This window comes from Microbacterium sp. CGR2 (assembly GCF_003626735.1).
Lineage (GTDB): Bacteria > Actinomycetota > Actinomycetes > Actinomycetales > Microbacteriaceae > Microbacterium.
This window is the reverse complement of record NZ_RBHX01000001.1, coordinates 2,205,724-2,220,682: the sequence shown is the minus strand read 5'-3', so window position 1 is coordinate 2,220,682 and position 14,959 is coordinate 2,205,724. Positions and strand designations below refer to the sequence as shown.

General features: G+C 67.7%; 16 protein-coding genes. 10 read left to right on the top strand and 6 right to left on the bottom strand.

All coding sequences use genetic code 11. The features are described from left to right. Nucleotides 1-71: 71 nt before the first annotated feature. Genes xseA through D7252_RS11150 form a run of 5 tightly spaced genes read left to right on the top strand, consistent with a single transcriptional unit; the run spans nt 72 to nt 4,355 of the window. Nucleotides 72-1,349, top strand: coding sequence for an exodeoxyribonuclease VII large subunit (gene xseA / locus D7252_RS11170; RefSeq protein ID WP_120775456.1), 1,278 nt, complete (start codon nt 72-74; stop codon nt 1,347-1,349). Nucleotides 1,350-1,385: 36 nt separating this feature from the next. After that, entirely contained in the window at nt 1,386-1,622 is a 237-nt protein-coding gene (locus D7252_RS11165) for an exodeoxyribonuclease VII small subunit (protein WP_183055270.1), read from the top strand. Continuing rightward, entirely contained in the window at nt 1,619-2,263 is a 645-nt protein-coding gene (locus D7252_RS11160) for a DUF4245 family protein (RefSeq protein ID WP_120775455.1), read from the top strand. The genes D7252_RS11165 and D7252_RS11160 overlap by 4 nt, the downstream gene beginning before the upstream one ends. After that, nucleotides 2,260-2,964 (top strand): carbonic anhydrase, encoded by a 705-nt coding sequence (locus tag D7252_RS11155; RefSeq protein WP_120775454.1) that lies wholly within the window; start codon nt 2,260-2,262, stop codon nt 2,962-2,964. The genes D7252_RS11160 and D7252_RS11155 overlap by 4 nt, the downstream gene beginning before the upstream one ends. Further along, a complete protein-coding gene (locus tag D7252_RS11150; RefSeq protein ID WP_120775453.1) occupies nt 2,961-4,355 on the top strand; it encodes an aspartate ammonia-lyase in 1,395 nt (464 codons plus the stop codon). Before D7252_RS11155 ends, D7252_RS11150 begins: the two co-directional genes overlap by 4 nt. Before the next feature lie 172 nt (nt 4,356-4,527). On the opposite strand, the gene D7252_RS11145 is transcribed toward D7252_RS11150, so the two are convergent. The 3 genes from D7252_RS11145 to D7252_RS11135 form a co-directional block, all read right to left on the bottom strand. Then, on the bottom strand, nt 4,528-5,358 hold the full coding sequence (locus D7252_RS11145; protein ID WP_120776928.1) for a DUF559 domain-containing protein: 831 nt from the start codon (nt 5,356-5,358) through the stop codon (nt 4,528-4,530). Nucleotides 5,359-5,654: 296 nt separating this feature from the next. Continuing rightward, entirely contained in the window at nt 5,655-7,037 is a 1,383-nt protein-coding gene (locus D7252_RS11140; RefSeq protein ID WP_120775452.1) for a PhoH family protein, read from the bottom strand. Nucleotides 7,038-7,251: 214 nt separating this feature from the next. After that, on the bottom strand, nt 7,252-8,031 hold the full coding sequence (locus tag D7252_RS11135) for an isoprenyl transferase (protein WP_120775451.1): 780 nt from the start codon (nt 8,029-8,031) through the stop codon (nt 7,252-7,254). 163 nt (nt 8,032-8,194) lie between these two features. Between D7252_RS11135 and D7252_RS11130 the strand changes: the two genes are divergently transcribed. Continuing rightward, the gene (locus D7252_RS11130) at nt 8,195-8,887 is read left to right on the top strand and encodes a hemolysin III family protein (protein WP_251051271.1); all 693 of its coding nucleotides are present in this window, start codon (nt 8,195-8,197) and stop codon (nt 8,885-8,887) included. A gap of 20 nt (nt 8,888-8,907) precedes the next feature. Here the strand turns inward: D7252_RS11130 and D7252_RS11125 are convergent, their stop codons facing one another. After that, nucleotides 8,908-9,195, bottom strand: a complete 288-nt coding sequence (locus D7252_RS11125; protein ID WP_120775449.1) for a hypothetical protein — start codon at nt 9,193-9,195, stop codon at nt 8,908-8,910. Between the two features lie 67 nt (nt 9,196-9,262). Here D7252_RS11125 and D7252_RS11120 point away from each other — a divergent pair, with 67 nt between their 5' ends. Together D7252_RS11120 and greA are read left to right on the top strand one after the other, a co-directional pair. After that, complete coding sequence (locus D7252_RS11120; RefSeq protein ID WP_120775448.1) at nt 9,263-9,649, top strand: DUF4307 domain-containing protein; 387 nt, start codon at nt 9,263-9,265, stop codon at nt 9,647-9,649. Between the two features lie 98 nt (nt 9,650-9,747). After that, nucleotides 9,748-10,236: a transcription elongation factor GreA gene (greA, locus tag D7252_RS11115; RefSeq protein ID WP_120775447.1), complete on the top strand. Its 489-nt coding sequence runs from the start codon at nt 9,748-9,750 to the stop codon at nt 10,234-10,236. 59 nt (nt 10,237-10,295) lie between these two features. On the opposite strand, the gene ilvA is transcribed toward greA, so the two are convergent. Both ilvA and D7252_RS11105 read right to left on the bottom strand, forming a co-directional pair. Continuing rightward, nucleotides 10,296-11,525 carry a threonine ammonia-lyase gene (gene ilvA / locus D7252_RS11110; protein ID WP_120775446.1) on the bottom strand — a complete coding sequence of 410 codons (1,230 nt, stop codon included), beginning with the start codon at nt 11,523-11,525 and terminating at the stop codon, nt 10,296-10,298. Then, nucleotides 11,522-12,718, bottom strand: coding sequence for an AI-2E family transporter (locus D7252_RS11105; RefSeq protein WP_120775445.1), 1,197 nt, complete (start codon nt 12,716-12,718; stop codon nt 11,522-11,524). Before D7252_RS11105 ends, ilvA begins: the two co-directional genes overlap by 4 nt. 69 nt (nt 12,719-12,787) lie before the next feature. On the opposite strand from D7252_RS11105, the gene D7252_RS11100 reads away from it, so the two are divergent. Together D7252_RS11100 and D7252_RS11095 are read left to right on the top strand one after the other, a co-directional pair. Continuing rightward, nucleotides 12,788-14,047 carry a winged helix-turn-helix domain-containing protein gene (locus tag D7252_RS11100; protein WP_120775444.1) on the top strand — a complete coding sequence of 420 codons (1,260 nt, stop codon included), beginning with the start codon at nt 12,788-12,790 and terminating at the stop codon, nt 14,045-14,047. Beyond that, nucleotides 14,044-14,946 carry a hypothetical protein gene (locus D7252_RS11095; protein WP_120775443.1) on the top strand — a complete coding sequence of 301 codons (903 nt, stop codon included), beginning with the start codon at nt 14,044-14,046 and terminating at the stop codon, nt 14,944-14,946. The genes D7252_RS11100 and D7252_RS11095 overlap by 4 nt, the downstream gene beginning before the upstream one ends. The last annotated feature ends 13 nt before the right edge of the window (nt 14,947-14,959 follow it).

Here is a 14,959-nt window from a genome sequence, read left to right as displayed (position 1 = left end):
GATTCTACCGGCGCCTGCCTGAGCAAGGCCGGAATGCCTCCTCACTCTGCAGGACCACCGAACGGGAGCAGATGACAGTCTTCGAAGCGGCCGCGGGCCCCGGCGAGGTTCCGCCCGCCGACGCCGTCGCACCTCGTGACTCGACGTCCGAGGCGCCGACATCCGTCGCACGGCTGAACGGAACGATCCGCGACTTCATCGCCCGCTGGAACACGGTGTGGGTCGAGGGCGAGATCACGTCCTGGAACCTGCGCGCGGGCAACGTCTTCGCCCGGCTGAAGGACACCCAGTCCGACGCGCAGATCTCCATCCGCATCTGGTCGAGCGTCCGCGGACGCATCCCCGGCGATCTCGGCGTAGGCGATCACGTCGTCGCCGCGGTGAAGGCGGATTACTTCGTCAAGGCGGGCGACTTCAGCTTCACCGTCTCGGCGATGAAGCACGTGGGTCTGGGCGACCAGCTCGAGCGTCTCGAGAAGCTCCGCGCACAACTGCGTCAGGAAGGCCTGTTCGATGCCGGGCGCAAGACGCGCCTGCCGTTCCTCCCCCACGTCATCGGCCTGATCACCGGCGAACGGTCCGACGCCGAGAAGGATGTGCACCGCAACGCGGAGCTGCGGTGGCCGCAGGTGCGGTTCCGCACGGAGTACGCCGCCGTCCAAGGCGATAGATGCGTCCCGGACACCCTCGCGGCCCTCGCTCGGTTAGAAGCCGATCCCGAGGTCGACGTCATCATCATCGCCCGCGGCGGCGGCGACCCTCAGACTCTGCTCGGATTCAGTGATGAGCGACTCCTCCGCGCCGTGGCCGCGGCATCCACCCCCGTCGTCAGCGCCATCGGGCATGAGAACGATCATCCGCTGCTGGACGACGTGGCCGACCTGCGTGCCTCCACCCCGACGGATGCCGCAAAACGAGTGGTTCCCGATGTCGGCGAGCAACGCGCGCTCATCGCTCAGCTGCGTTCGCGAGCCACGTCCCGGGTCACCCAGCGACTGTCGCACGACATCGCCCAACTCGAGCAGTTGCGTTCCCGGCCGGTGCTCCGCTCCCCCGACCCGATCATCGATGCGCGCACACAGGAACTCTGGCTGCTCCAGTCGCGGGGTCGCGACACTCTCACCCGACAGCTCGACGCAGCCGGCCGACGCACCAGCGAGCTTCGAGCCTCGCTCCGAGCGCTTTCGCCGGCAGCGACACTGGCACGCGGGTACGCGATCGCGCACCTCGACGGTGGAGTGATCCTGCGCGACGCCGCGGATGCGCCGGCGGGAAGCGCCCTCACGATCACGGTCGATCGAGGTTCGCTGTCGGCACGGTCCGAGGGAGAGATCCCCGAGGGATCCTGAGCCGGGCATGAATCACGCACGCCGTAAGATGGAGGAGTGAGCGCTCTGAACGACATCCCTGTGGAAACGCTGTCGTTCGAGGCGGCCCGCGACGAACTCGTCACCGTCGTCGCCGAGCTCGAACAGGGCTCCCCGACGCTCGAGCACTCGCTCGCATTGTGGGAACGCGGAGAAGCACTCGCAGCCCGCTGCGAAGAATGGCTGCTCGGCGCGAAGCGCCGGCTCGAGGCGGCCAGGGCCGCGGCATCCGACTCCCCGGGCAGCACGTCATGACCAAAGACGGCCCCATCGTCGCCGAGCTCGGCCGCCCCGAGACCCCCGACGAGACCGCCGCGCGAAAGGCGGCATCCAGCAAGGCGTATCGAGGCAGCCAGACGGTGCGCAACCTCGTCGCCGCGCTTCTGGTGACCCTGGCCGTCGTGGCCGTGATCATCCTCGCGGTTCCCCGCGGTGAGGCGCCGGAGGCACCGGAGATCGACCTGGTCGCCATCTCGGAAAGCGTCGAGTCGACCATGGAGAGCCCCGCTGTCGTGCCGGACGTCGGCGACTTCTGGCGCGTGAACGCCGCAGAACTGCAGAGCGGCGCCACGGTGGTGTGGGACATCACCCTCGCTCCGAAAGCCGACGACGAACGCGGTTTCATCAAGGTGGCGCAGGCTTTCGACGCCGATTCCTCCTGGGCTCCGCAGCGCCTGAACGGCACGGCCCCCACCGACACCACACGTATCGGCGGCATCGACTGGGACGTCTTCGAACTGCGCGACAACGGGTCCGACGCCAACGTGACCTACGCGATCGGCACACAGGCCGGTGACGACTACGTCCTTCTCTACGGATCGCGTTCGGCGGAGTCGACCGCTGAGCTCGCCGAATCCCTCGTCCCCCAGATCCGGTCCCTCTCGGAGGCGTCATGACGAACCCGCTCACCCCCGCTGCAGCGTGGCAGCAGATGCAGGAAGGCAATCGGCGGTTCGTCGACAACGCCCCGCTGCACCCCAATCAGGACGTGGCTCGTCGCACCGACATCGCCGCCGCTCAGCACCCCGTGGCCACCCTGTTCGGCTGCTCCGACTCGCGCCTCGCCGCCGAGATCATCTTCGACCTGGGTCTGGGTGACCTGTTCGTCGTGCGAAATGCGGGCCAGGTGCTCGGCGAGTCCATCGTGGCGAGCCTCGAGTACGCCGTCGCCGTGCTCGGAGTTCCGCTCATCGTCGTACTCGCGCATGATTCCTGCGGCGCCGTCCGCGCGGCCATCGACGGAACCGCGATCGATGCCGCGCCACTGCCCCCGCGCATCTGGAAGCTCATCGCGCCGATCGTCCCGGCAGCCCGCAAGGTCCTGGCCGGAAGCGGTGGCACCGCTGTCGCCGACATCGACGCCGAACTCGTGGGCCGCGAGCACCTGCGCAACACCGTGAGCGACCTGTTGCAGTCCTCGGAGCTGATCCGAGACGCCGTCGCCTCGGGCCGGCTGGGTGTCGTCGGCGCCAACTACCGGTTGGCCGAAGGCACCGCAGTGCCGGTCATCACGGTCGGAATCGACACCGAAGGCGCCGACATCCAGGGCGTCGACATCACCGGGATCAACCCCGCAACCAAGGAGGGTTCGGAATGACCGACACCGAGTACCGCATCGAGCACGACACCATGGGTGAGGTGCGAGTGCCCGTGAACGCGCTCTACGGCGCGCAGACGCAACGGGCCGTGGAGAACTTCCCGATCTCGGGCAAGGGCCTCGAGCCGATGCAGATCGCGGCCCTTGCACGCATCAAGAAGGCTGCCGCACTCGCGAACAAAGACCTCGGCACCCTCGACGGCGCGATCGCCGACGCGATCGCTCAGGCGGCCGACCAGGTCGCCAGCGGTGCTCACGACGGCGAATTCCCCGTCGACACCTATCAGACCGGTTCCGGCACATCGTCGAACATGAACATGAACGAGGTGCTGTCGACCCTCGCGACGCGCATCCTCGGCGCCACCGTCCACCCGAACGACCACGTGAACGCCTCACAGTCGTCGAACGACGTGTTCCCGACTTCGGTGCACATCGCCGTCACCCAGGCCCTGATCGACACGCTCATCCCGTCGCTCGACCACCTCGCCGTCGCCCTGGAGGCGAAGGCTGTGCTGTGGAAAGACGCCGTCAAGTCGGGTCGCACGCACCTCATGGATGCGACACCGGTCACGCTCGGCCAGGAGTTCGGCGGCTACGCCCGCCAGGTGCGCCTGGGCATCGAACGCGTGCAGTCGGCGCTTCCTCGCGTGGCAGAGGTCCCGCTCGGCGGCACCGCGGTCGGGACCGGGATCAACACCCCCCTCGGGTTCCCGCAGAAGGTCATCGAGCTGCTGGCAGCCGAAACCGAACTGCCGATCACCGAGGCCAAGGACCACTTCGAGGCGCAGGCGAACCGCGACGGCCTGGTCGAGGCTTCCGGAGCGCTCCGCACCATCGCCGTATCGCTGACGAAGATCAACAACGATCTTCGCTGGATGGGTTCGGGGCCGAACACCGGACTCGGCGAACTGCACATCCCCGATCTGCAGCCGGGCTCGTCGATCATGCCGGGCAAGGTGAACCCGGTCGTTCCGGAGGCTGTGCTGATGGTCTGCGCCCGCGTGATCGGCAACGACGCGACGGTGGCCTGGGCGGGAGCATCCGGTTCCTTCGAATTGAACGTCGCGATCCCCGTGATGGGCACCGCGCTTCTCGAGTCGATCCGTCTGCTGTCAAGCGCGTCGCGGGTGCTTGCCGACAAGACCATCGACGGGCTGCAGGCCAACCTCGGTCGTGCCGCCGCATTCGCCGGGATGAGCCCGTCGATCGTGACGCCGCTCAACAAGCTCATCGGGTACGAGGCGGCCGCCAAGATCGCCAAGCACTCGGTGGCCAAGGGCATCACGGTGCGCGATGCGGTGATCGACCTCGGCTACGTCGAGCGGGGCGAGTTGACCCTCGAGCAGCTCGACGAGAAGCTCGACCTCCTGTCGATGACGCACCCCGGCTGATCGAGCGATACGCCGACGAAAGAGCGGATGCCACGACCTCGAGGTCGCGGCATCCGCTCTTCGTTTCGTCAGAGCTCGCTATGCATGAGTGGCCCACACTTGGCGGATCTCTCGGGCGCATCAGTCATGCAGACGTCTGAACCTCTTGCAGATGACAGTCGCGCGGCGGGCGTCACCCGCGAGCTCGGCCCAACGCGGCACGGATGGCAGCAGCAACGATGGGCCAGGAGTACAGGATCATCGCGTAGTCGAAACGCAGCGTTTCGAAACCGAGCTGTGATGATGTCGCATCACGCATCAGATCCCGATGCCGGTTCCCCGCACCGCCGTGGTTCGCCCGCCCATCCGCTTCGAGCACGACGCGTCCCTCAATGATGAAGTCGACACGACCGACTCCGTCGAGCACGACCTGCGGCCGCACCTCGATCCCCATCAGGTGGAGCCTCAGCCGTACAAGGGACTCCAGCCCGCTGTCCGCATCGGCTCTTGCGAAGTCCACGAGCCAGCGGGCCGTCGCAGGGAGTGCCGCTCGGACCGCCGCGCGGGCGGCCGCGCTCAACATCCGCTTGTTCCATGCCGATTCGAATGCGGCGAAGAAGAACTCGTCTCCGAAGCAGGAATACGCGTGCACGAGCGCTATCTCGATGGGCGCGATTCCGACGTCCATCGACCCCGGCGTGAAATGCGCGACGCACCCGCACGAATCCGCATGGTGGCGACGCCCTCCGAGCCCCATCCACACGTGCACCTCCCCCGGTTCGTCGAGGGTCCAGATCCCCAGGGCCCGCAATGCGCTCCCGCAGCTCAATGCGCCCCCGTGCGCGGCCGCGATGACGACATCCGCGTTCGCAGATCTCGTGGCGAACACGCCTCGTCGCACCCTCACGATGCGGCCGGCTTTGACGGCCGCGCTGAGGCTTCCGCGTGAACACCCGAAGGTCTGAAGGCTGACACCGCGGGCGATGTCTCCCACGTGATAGAGCACGAATTCCGGGTCGGTCATCGTCACATCGTCGGGCACCGCGCTTGACGGACAAGCGGCATATTCCGTTCTCCGTGGATGCCTCAAGAAATGGGCGGAGAGTGCAGGAGAAGTGGCGCGCTCAGCCACGGCGCTCGCATCAGCGGCAACTCCCGAGGGGCCTGCGCAGATGCATGAGCAACGCACAGATGGATGACCTCGCCCGTTCGGCCGTCATGCTTCCGTGTGCGCCTCATGCAGACGGCACTGGTTCTCCGGCACTCGCACGAAAGAGCGGATGCCGCGACCTCGAGTCGCGGCATCCGCTCTTCGCTTCGTCAGCTGAGCTCTCCGCCCTCCAGCAGCTCGGTGACGAGAGCCGCGATCGCCGAACGCTCGGAGCGCATCAGGGTGACATGGCCGAACAGGTCGTGCCCCTTGAGCGTCTCGATCACGCTGGCGATACCGTCGTGGCGGCCGACGCGCAGGTTGTCACGCTGGCCGATGTCGTGTGTGAGGACGACCCGCGAGTTCTGCCCCATCCGGCTCAACACCGTCAGCAGCACGTTGCGCTCCAGCGACTGCGCCTCGTCGACGATCACGAAAGCGTCGTGCAGCGAGCGGCCTCGGATGTGCGTGAGCGGGAGCACCTCGAGCAGGCCGCGCTCGAGGACCTCCTCGACGACGTTCCCCGAGACGACGGAGCCGAGCGTGTCGAAGACCGCCTGGCCCCACGGACCCATCTTCTCGCCCTGGTCACCGGGAAGATAGCCGAGCTCCTGGCCACCGACGGCGAACAGGGGACGGAACACGATGATCTTCTTCTGCTGCTGGCGTTCCAGGACCGCCTCGAGACCCGCGCAGAGCGCCAGCGCGGACTTCCCCGTGCCGGCCCGGCCGCCGAGTGAGACGATCCCGACCTCGGGGTCCAGGAGCAGGTCGATTGCGATGCGCTGTTCCGCAGAACGCCCGTGCATCCCGAAGATGTCCCGGTCTCCCCGCACCAGCCGGTACTCGCCGTCGCCCGTGACCCGACCGAGGGCCGATCCGCGCTCGGAGTGGATGATCAACCCGGTGTTCACCGGAAGCCCCCGCGCATCTTCGCTGATGCCCACTTCGCTCTCGTACAGGTCGCTGATGTCATCGCCGGAAAGGTCGAGCGTGGTGATGCCCGTCCATCCCGAGTCCACGGCCTGTTCGGCGAGATACTCCTCAGCGCGCAGCCCCAGCGAGGCAGCCTTGACGCGCATGGGCAGATCCTTCGACACGATGGTCACGTCCTGCCCGTCCTGAGCGAGATGCATGGCCACCGAGAGGATGCGGGTGTCGTTGTCGCTCAGTCGGATGCCGGCGGGGAGGACCGACGCGTCGGTGTTCGCCAGTTCGACGCGGAGCGTACCGCCTTCGCCGACCTCGACGGGGAAGTCGAGCCGTCCGTGCTCGATGCGCAGATCATCGAGGTGACGGAGGGCCTGCCGGGCGAAGTACCCGATCTCCGGATCGTGGCGCTTGCCCTCGAGCTCGGTGATCACGACGACGGGGAGCACGACGGAGTGCTCGGCGAACCGGAAGAACGCCTGCGGGTCGCTCAGAAGCACCGAGGTGTCGAGCACATACGTCCGCAGATCCTGATCCGGATCTGATGACGATGCCCGCCCCGTGGTCTTGCGCGTGGACTGCTGCGCGGTGCTGGTGTACTGCTGCGCTGTACGTGAGGTCACGTCCCACTCCCGACCCGGGGAATCCCGGCTATTCGAACTGAGTCGACCAGGGGGTCACGAGTCGTCAACCTGAGGCCGACCCGATCGGGCTCCTTGCCCGATGCCTAGAACGTACGACCGCGAAGAGACTTAACCACGCCTCGACACGCCGTCGATTCTTACGCGCTGGTGAACGTCTCGTTTCGGAAGGCGACTCGCAGCCGGGCCGCGACGCTCAGCGTCCGAACCGGCGGTCCCGATCGGCGTAGTCGCGGATGGCACGCAGGAAGTCGACCTGTCGGAGATCGGGCCCGAGGGCTTCGACGAAGTAGAACTCGCTGTGCGCGCTCTGCCACAGCAGGAAATCGCTCAGCCGCTGCTCACCGCTGGTGCGGATCACGAGGTCCGGATCCGGCTGACCCCCGGTGTACAGATGCTCGCCGATCATCTCGGGCGTGAGATGGGCGGCAAGGTCTTCCAACGTGCCACCCGAGGCTTCGTGCTTGGTGATGATGCTCCGCACGGCGTCGACGATCTCGTTGCGCCCGCCGTAGCCGACCGCGAGATTCACGTGCAGGCCGGTGTGATCTTTCGTCCGCGCCTCCGCGTCGGCGAGCACTCGGGCGAGCTCGGAAGGAAGGATGTCCGCCCGGCCGACATGTTGGACCCGCCAGTTCTGCTCCTGAGAGAGCGCTTCGGCGAGTTCGGCGATGATCTCGATGAGATCGGCGAGCTCTGCGGAGTCGCGCTTGCGAAGGTTGTCGCTGGAGAGCAGATAGAGCGACACCACTCGCACGCCCAACTCGTCGCACCAGCCGAGGAACTCGCGCATCTTCGCGGCGCCCGCGCGGTGACCGTCCGCGGGCGTGGCGAATCCGAGCTGGCGGGCCCACCGACGATTTCCGTCGATCATCATCGCGACATGATGCGGCACGGCCGCGGGGTCGAGGTGGCGACGCAGCCGGCTCGTGTAGAGCCGGTACAGCGGGCCCCGCCCCGGACTCTCGCGTGACATCACCCACCTACGCTACCCTGCCGCGGGTTGCTCGACCGTGTGGGGATGCTGAGGATATGTGCCCTCGGCGGCATCCGGTCCCGCATAAAGTAGGCACGTGAGCTCTCGCCGATCATCCGAACCGACCGACCCGTCGGAACCGTCCGAGACCGACGTCCCCCAGCTGCCGCTCCTCGAAGAGGCCGCCGACGATGCGAGCGTCGAGATCAAGCCGACGTGGCGCGGCTGGATCCATGCCGGCACGTTCCCCGTGGCGATCGTCGCGGGCGTGGTCCTGATCCTCGCCGCCGAGGGCGCTCCGGCGAAGTGGGCGGCCGCAGTGTTCATGGCGAGTTCGATGCTCCTCTTCGGCAACTCGGCGCTGTATCACCGCTTCGACTGGAGCCCGAAGGTGAGGGTCGTCCTGAAGAGGATCGACCATGCGAACATCCTGCTGCTCATCGCCGGGACGTACACACCGCTGGCGACCCTGGCCCTTCCCCCGGAGAAGGGGACGCTGCTGCTCATCTTCGTGTGGAGTGGCGCACTGGTCGGCATCCTCTTCCGCGTCTTCTGGATCGACGCGCCGCGCTGGCTCTACGTCGCCTTGTACCTGCTGCTCGGCTGGGCGGCGGTGATGTACCTCGCCGATCTGTTCGTCGCGAACGCACTGATGATGGTGCTGGTCATCGTCGGCGGGCTCCTGTACACCGGCGGGGCCATCGTCTATGCGATGAAGAAGCCGAACCCCTGGCCCGGGCGGTTCGGCTTCCACGAGATCTTCCACGTCTGCACCGTGCTGGCGTTCCTCTGCCACTGGACGGCCTGCCTGCTGATCGCGTTGGATCCGCTGACGCCGTCGCTCGGCGCGCCCTAAGGCCTCTCAGCTCGGGGCGTTCACGTGCGGGGTGGTTCGTCACCGTGCCCCGCGTCGGGCAGATCCGCATCCCGCTCCGGGTCCGCGGTCGTTTCGTCGGCTTGTGCGGCCTCTTCGGCGTCGAGCTCTTCACGCACCTCTTCGCGATACCGAACGCGGCGGATCCGGCGGTTCATATCCCAGATGAGAAGGAACACCGCGATGAGCACGATCACGATCGCCGCGAACCCGGCGAAACCGGGAGTGACCGCCTCCGGCGCGACGGTCATCGAGGGTGTCGGCATCGGCGTCTCGGTGAGAGCGAGCATGAATCGGCCTTTCGTACGCAGGTCGCATAACCTGGTACCACCAGCCTAACGACCGGAAGACCCACTCGTGACGACCGCACAAGAGCTCGACGAACGCTATGGCCGCACCCGACGAGGGCGGACGCCGTGGATCATCCTCGGCGTCGTCGCGACCCTCATCGTCGGAGCTTTCGGGTGGATGACGGTGAGCCAGTCCATGACGGCGGTGGATGCCGATGACCTCGGCTTCGAACTCGTCGACGAGCACACGGTCAATGTGCGCTTCCAGGTCTCCGGTGTGCAGGGCAAGGACGTCGTGTGCGTCGTCGAAGCGCTCGACGAGGAGTTCGGGGTGGTCGGGTGGAAGGTGATGGAGCTCCCCGCCGTGGAGAGCCACTCACAGGCCTTCGACGCCTCGGTGCCGACCGTCTCCGCCGCCACGACAGGTTTGGTGAACTCCTGCTGGGTCGCCTAGACTTTTCGCAGACAGACGACGCCCCGGCACCGTGCCGGGGCGTCTTGGCATATCCCCCGCAGTGCGTCGGCGGGATCTTGAACAGAAGGAGCTTCGTCATGACCACCGACGCTCAGGTTCCCTTCCTCACGCAGGAAGCATACGACCGGCTCGTCGCCGAGCTGGAGCACCTCTCCACCGTCGGCCGCGACGAGATCGCGAAGCGCATCGAAGCTGCTCGCGAAGAAGGCGACCTCAAGGAGAACGGCGGCTACCACGCCGCGAAGGACGAGCAGGGCAAGCAGGAGGCCCGCATCCGCACCCTCGAAGGCCTTCTGAAGACGGCGAAGGTCGGTGAGGCTCCGGCAAGTCGCGGAATCGTCGAGCCCGGGACCGTCGTGACGGCCGTCGTGGCCGGCGGCGAGGAGGTCTTCCTCCTCGGAAGCCGCGAGATCGCCGCAGGCAGCGACATGGACGTGTACAGCGAGGCCAGCCCGCTCGGCCAGGCCATCCTCGGACTGAAGGTCGGCGAGAAGTCAGCCTACGAGGCGCCGAGCGGACGATCGATCGAGGTCGAGATCGTCAAGGTCGAGACCTACACGGGCTGACGACGGTCCTCGACGGGCTCGCCCCGCGGCACACTCTGCGGCCGAACCCGTCGAGGCTCTCAGTCCGGAACGACGATCGGTTCGAAACCGGCGCGTCGCAGGGTGTCCAGCGTGTGATCGGAGTGCTCCGGTCCACGCGTTTCGACACTGAGCTCGAGGATCACGTCGCTGATCTGGAGCCCGTGCCCGTGGCGCGTGTGCATGGCCTCCATGACGTTGGCGCCGGCTTCCGCGATGAGCTCCGAGACGCGCGCGAGCTGGCCGGGGCGGTCGGGCAACGGCACCCGGATGGTCAGGTAGCGGCCTGATGCGGCGAGTCCGTGCGACACCACACGCTGCAGCAGCAGCGGGTCGATGTTTCCGCCGGACAGCACTGCCATCGTCGTGCCGCTGTCCTTCACCTTGCCCGCCAGGATCGCGGCGACGCCGGCGGCACCCGCCGGTTCGACGACGACCTTGGCCTGCTCGAGCAGGATGAGGATCGCGCGGGCGAGGTCGTCGTCGGAGACCGTGACGACTTCATCGACCAGATCCTTGATGATGTCGAAGGGGATCGCGCCCGGACGTGCGACCAGGATGCCGTCGGCGATGGTGGGTCGGGTGATGATGTCCACCGGCTCCCCGGCTGCGAGCGACGGCGGCATCGCGGCGGCGTTCTCCGCCTGCACGCCGATGACCCGCACGGTGCGCCCCATCTCCGCGGCGCGGGCTTTGATCGCCGCGGCGACACCCGCGATGAGGCCTCCCCCGCCGATGCCGAGCACGACCGTGTCGGTCTGGGGTGCGTCCTCGAGCAGTTCCAAGCCGAGCGTGCCCTGCCCGATGATCACGTCGCGGTGATCGAAGGGGTGGATGAGCATCGCTCCGGTGCGCTCGGAGAACTCGGCCGCGAGACGCAATGATGTCGCGACCGTCTCGCCCTCCAGGACGACCTCGGCGCCGTAACCGCGCGTGGCCAGGAGCTTGGGGACGGGAACGCCCAGCGGCATGAAGATCGTGGCCGGGATGCCGAGGGCCTGGGCCGCCAGCGCGACCCCCTGGGCGTGATTGCCCGCGGAGGCTGCGACCACGCCGCGTGAGCGCTCCTCGGCGCTCAGCCGGGACAGCCGGTAGGTCGCGCCCCGGATCTTGAAGGACCCCGTGCGCTGCAGGTTCTCCATCTTCAGCAGCACCGGGGATCCGAGGAAGTCGGAGAGCGCGCGGGACGGGAGCGTGGGCGTGTGGGAGATCACCTCAGCCAGACTCTGAGCCGCAGACTCGAACTCGGAAAGACTGGGGACTGCACTCATCGATTCCTCCGCGGCCGCTCGCGCGGCACTGTACTCCAGATAAGGTCTCCGCTGGGCAGATCACCTGTGCGCCAGGAGCCGGAGCCCAGGGTCACTGCTGCGACATTGACGAACGCGGCGAGCGGCACAGCGAAGAGTGCGCCGGGGATACCCGCGATCATGGCCCCACCCGCCACGACGAGGACGACGGCCAACGGGTGCACCTTCACCGCGGACCCCATCATGATCGGCTGGAGGATATGCCCCTCGATCTGCTGCACGGCCAGGACGACGAGCAGCATCCACAGCGCGATCCACGGTCCGTTGTAGACGAGCGCGAGGAACACCGCCACGGCGCCGGTGACCACGGCTCCCACGATCGGGATGAACGAACCGAGGAAGACGAGCACGGCGACCGGCAGGGCGAGCGGCACCTGCAGCAGGAACGCTCCGAGACCGATGCCGATCGCGTCGATGGTCGCGACGAACAACTGCGTCCTGGCGTAGTTGACGATCGTCCGCCAGCCGTTGCGTGCCGCGCCGTCGACGGCCGCACGGGCGTCACGCGGGAAGAGCTTGACGGTCCAGCACCAGATGCCGGCACCGTCGGCCAGAAGGCAGATGAGGATGAACAGCGACAGTACCGCGCCGGTGACCACGTGGCCCACGGTCGAGCCGATCGCGAGCGCTCCTGTCCAGAGCACCTGGGCCTGCTCGTTGAGCATGCCCAGCCCCTGATCGAGGTAGTCGGCGATCTGACGATCTGACAGCTGCAGCGGCCCTTCGTGGAGCCAGACCTGGAACCGGTCGAACGACTCGCCCGTGCTTTCGCGGACCTCCGGCAGCTCGACCCGCACCTGCCAGATGACCAGCGACAGGAGGCCGGCGACGATGGCCAGAGTGCCCACGAGGGCGATCAGGATCGCCAGCCAACGCGGGAAGCGGTGGCGCAGCATCCAATCCAACGCGGGCCAGAGCAGGGCCGTGATCAGGATGCCGACCATGAGCGGGATCACCAGCAGCTTCAGCAGCATCACGAGCCAGATGAACACGCCGATCGCGGCCGCGAGGAGCAGAAGTCGCCAGGCGTATGCGGCGGATATGCGCAGCGGGCGCGGTACCGCCGCATCGGCTTCGGTCGTCACCGTCCGATCCGTCGAGACCGGGCGCGGACGGAAGAGATCTCGCAGCCGGGGTCGCTGGTCCTCGCTCATCGCCCAAGTCTAGAGCGCTCATCGGAACGGTCGTGACGCGATGTCGGCGGGCGGCGATACGCTGACGGCGTGACAGAGACCCTCAGCGCCGCCCAGGCACGCCGCATCGCTCTGGCCGCTCAGGGCTTCACCCGCGCTCGCCCCGCCGCTGTGACCGCGCGTCATGTGCACCGGGTGATGGAGCGACTGGGAGTGCTGCAGATCGACTCGGTCAACGTCTTCGCTCGGTCCCACTATCTGCCGCTGTTCTCTCGCCTGGGGGTGTATGAGCCTGCGCTGCTCGACCGGGTGTTCCTGGCCGGGACCACCCACTACGTGGAGTATCTCGCGCACGAAGCGACCTTCATCCCGATCGAGGACTGGCCGCTGTGGCGGTTCCGGATGGATGCCTTCCGTCGACGGCTGACCGGCGAAGACTCCTGGATGAGCAGCAACGCTCGCACCGTGCAGTGGGTGCAGGATGAGTTGCGCGTGCGCGGCCCGCTGCGCCCTGCCGACATCCGCGCCGATGCGCCGCGCGAGCGAGGAACCTGGTGGGACTGGGACGAGGTGAAGCTCGCACTCGAGTATCTGTGGCGCACCGGCGACGTGGCCGTCAGCGGACGCCGCGGGTTCGAGCGCACATACGCCCTCGCCGAACATGTCATCCCAGAGCACATCCGCGCGCAGCAGATCCCCCGCGCCGATGCGATCCGGGAGCTGATCCGCCGAGCGGCGCGGTCCAGCGGTGTGGCGACGCAGTCCGACCTGGCCGACTACTACCGAATCCGGGACCGGGCCGCGGTCGCGCAGTCGATCGCCGACCTCGTCGACATCGGCGAGCTCCACCCGGCGCAGGTGCGCGGGTGGGAGCGGGGCGGCCGCCCCCTCCCCGCGTGGCGACACCGAGAGTCCGTGCTGCCTCGAAGAGTCGCCGCGGCGGCGATACTGACGCCCTTCGATCCCGTGGTCTGGTTCCGCGACCGGGCGCTGCGCGCCTTCGACCTCGACTATCGCATCGAGATCTACGTGCCGGCCGCGAAGCGACGCTTCGGCTACTACTCCCTCCCCGTCCTCGTCGGCGACCGCATCGTTGCGCGGGTCGATCTGAAGGCCGACCGTGCGTCATCCACGTTGCGGGTGCAGTCGGCATGGTGGGAACCGCAGGCCCGACCCGACGATGCGGCGGCGGTCGCCACGGAATTGGCACTCGCCGCACGGTGGCAAGGGCTCGAGCAGGTGTCGGTCTCGGGGTGGGGCGACGCCACCGACGCGCTGCACCGCGAGCTTCAGGGCAATGCGGCATCCTCGGTTTACCGTCACATGCACGTCCGGGAGAGCGCGCCGTGACGCGGAAGCGCTGGTGGTGGATCGGAGGCGCGGCCGGTGTGATGATCATGCTCGCCGTCGGCCTGTGGGCCTGGCAGGCGTCGAGTCGACCGGCGACCGCTGAGGAAGCCGCGGCGGCCTACCTGAGGGCTCTCGAGTCCGGTGACCCTGCGGCGGTGAAGGCCACCGGTATCGACGCATCGGCTCCGGCCCTGGCCGCGTTCGGCGGGGCCAGCGAGTACGTCGAGAGCGCCCGGGTGTCACGGGTTCGCGAATCCGAAGCAGGTGCGACGGCCGAGGTGTCGTTCCGCCTCTCGGACGAGGAGCACACCGCGCGCCTTCGGATGTCCGTCGCCGACGGGCGCTGGACGGTCGATGAGTCCGGGATGGGAACGATCACGGCGAGCGCCACGACGGGCGAGTTCGTGGCGATCGGCGGCGAAGCCGTCGCGGTCGGCAAGGAGGTCCTGCTCATCCCCGCAACGTACGTGGTCGAAGCGGCCCCGACGGGACTCCTTGAAGGCAGCAGCGAAGTACCGGTGCTGCCGTCGCAGAGCTCGACGGCGGAGATCACGGCGGTCCTGCGACCCGAGGCGACGGAAGCCGCTCAGCAGAAGCTCGACGAACACCTCGAAGCCTGCACCGCTCCCGCTGATGCAGCGCCGTCAGGGTGCGGCATCCGAATTCCCTGGGGAACCGAGTTCAGCACCGTCGCCGAGGTTCGGTATCGCATCGAGAAGCTGCCCGTCCTGGCCCTGTCGGCGACGGCGTTCACCGCGGACGACGGTGTGCTGGTGGCCACTGTCGAGGGAACCGGCCAGGACGGCGCAGCCCGCATGACCACCTACCGAACGGACTCCTGGACGGTGCGCGGAGACGTGTCGTTCACCGCCGATGATCTCGTGCTCTCCGCGTGGTGAACCCGCCAGGAAG

Bases quoted from the DNA above. Each gene is read 5' to 3' on its own strand.
- xseA (WP_120775456.1), top strand. From the start codon at position 72: ATGACAGTCTTCGAAGCGGCCGCGGGCCCCGGCGAGGTTCCGCCCGCC.
- D7252_RS11160 (WP_120775455.1), top strand. From the start codon at position 1,619: ATGACCAAAGACGGCCCCATCGTCGCCGAGCTCGGCCGCCCCGAGACC.
- D7252_RS11155 (WP_120775454.1), top strand. From the start codon at position 2,260: ATGACGAACCCGCTCACCCCCGCTGCAGCGTGGCAGCAGATGCAGGAA.
- D7252_RS11150 (WP_120775453.1), top strand. From the start codon at position 2,961: ATGACCGACACCGAGTACCGCATCGAGCACGACACCATGGGTGAGGTG.
- D7252_RS11145 (WP_120776928.1), bottom strand. From the start codon at position 5,358: ATGACCGACCCGGAATTCGTGCTCTATCACGTGGGAGACATCGCCCGC.
- D7252_RS11135 (WP_120775451.1), bottom strand. From the start codon at position 8,031: ATGTCACGCGAGAGTCCGGGGCGGGGCCCGCTGTACCGGCTCTACACG.
- D7252_RS11125 (WP_120775449.1), bottom strand. From the start codon at position 9,195: ATGCTCGCTCTCACCGAGACGCCGATGCCGACACCCTCGATGACCGTC.
- greA (WP_120775447.1), top strand. From the start codon at position 9,748: ATGACCACCGACGCTCAGGTTCCCTTCCTCACGCAGGAAGCATACGAC.
- ilvA (WP_120775446.1), bottom strand. From the start codon at position 11,525: ATGAGTGCAGTCCCCAGTCTTTCCGAGTTCGAGTCTGCGGCTCAGAGT.
- D7252_RS11105 (WP_120775445.1), bottom strand. From the start codon at position 12,718: ATGAGCGAGGACCAGCGACCCCGGCTGCGAGATCTCTTCCGTCCGCGC.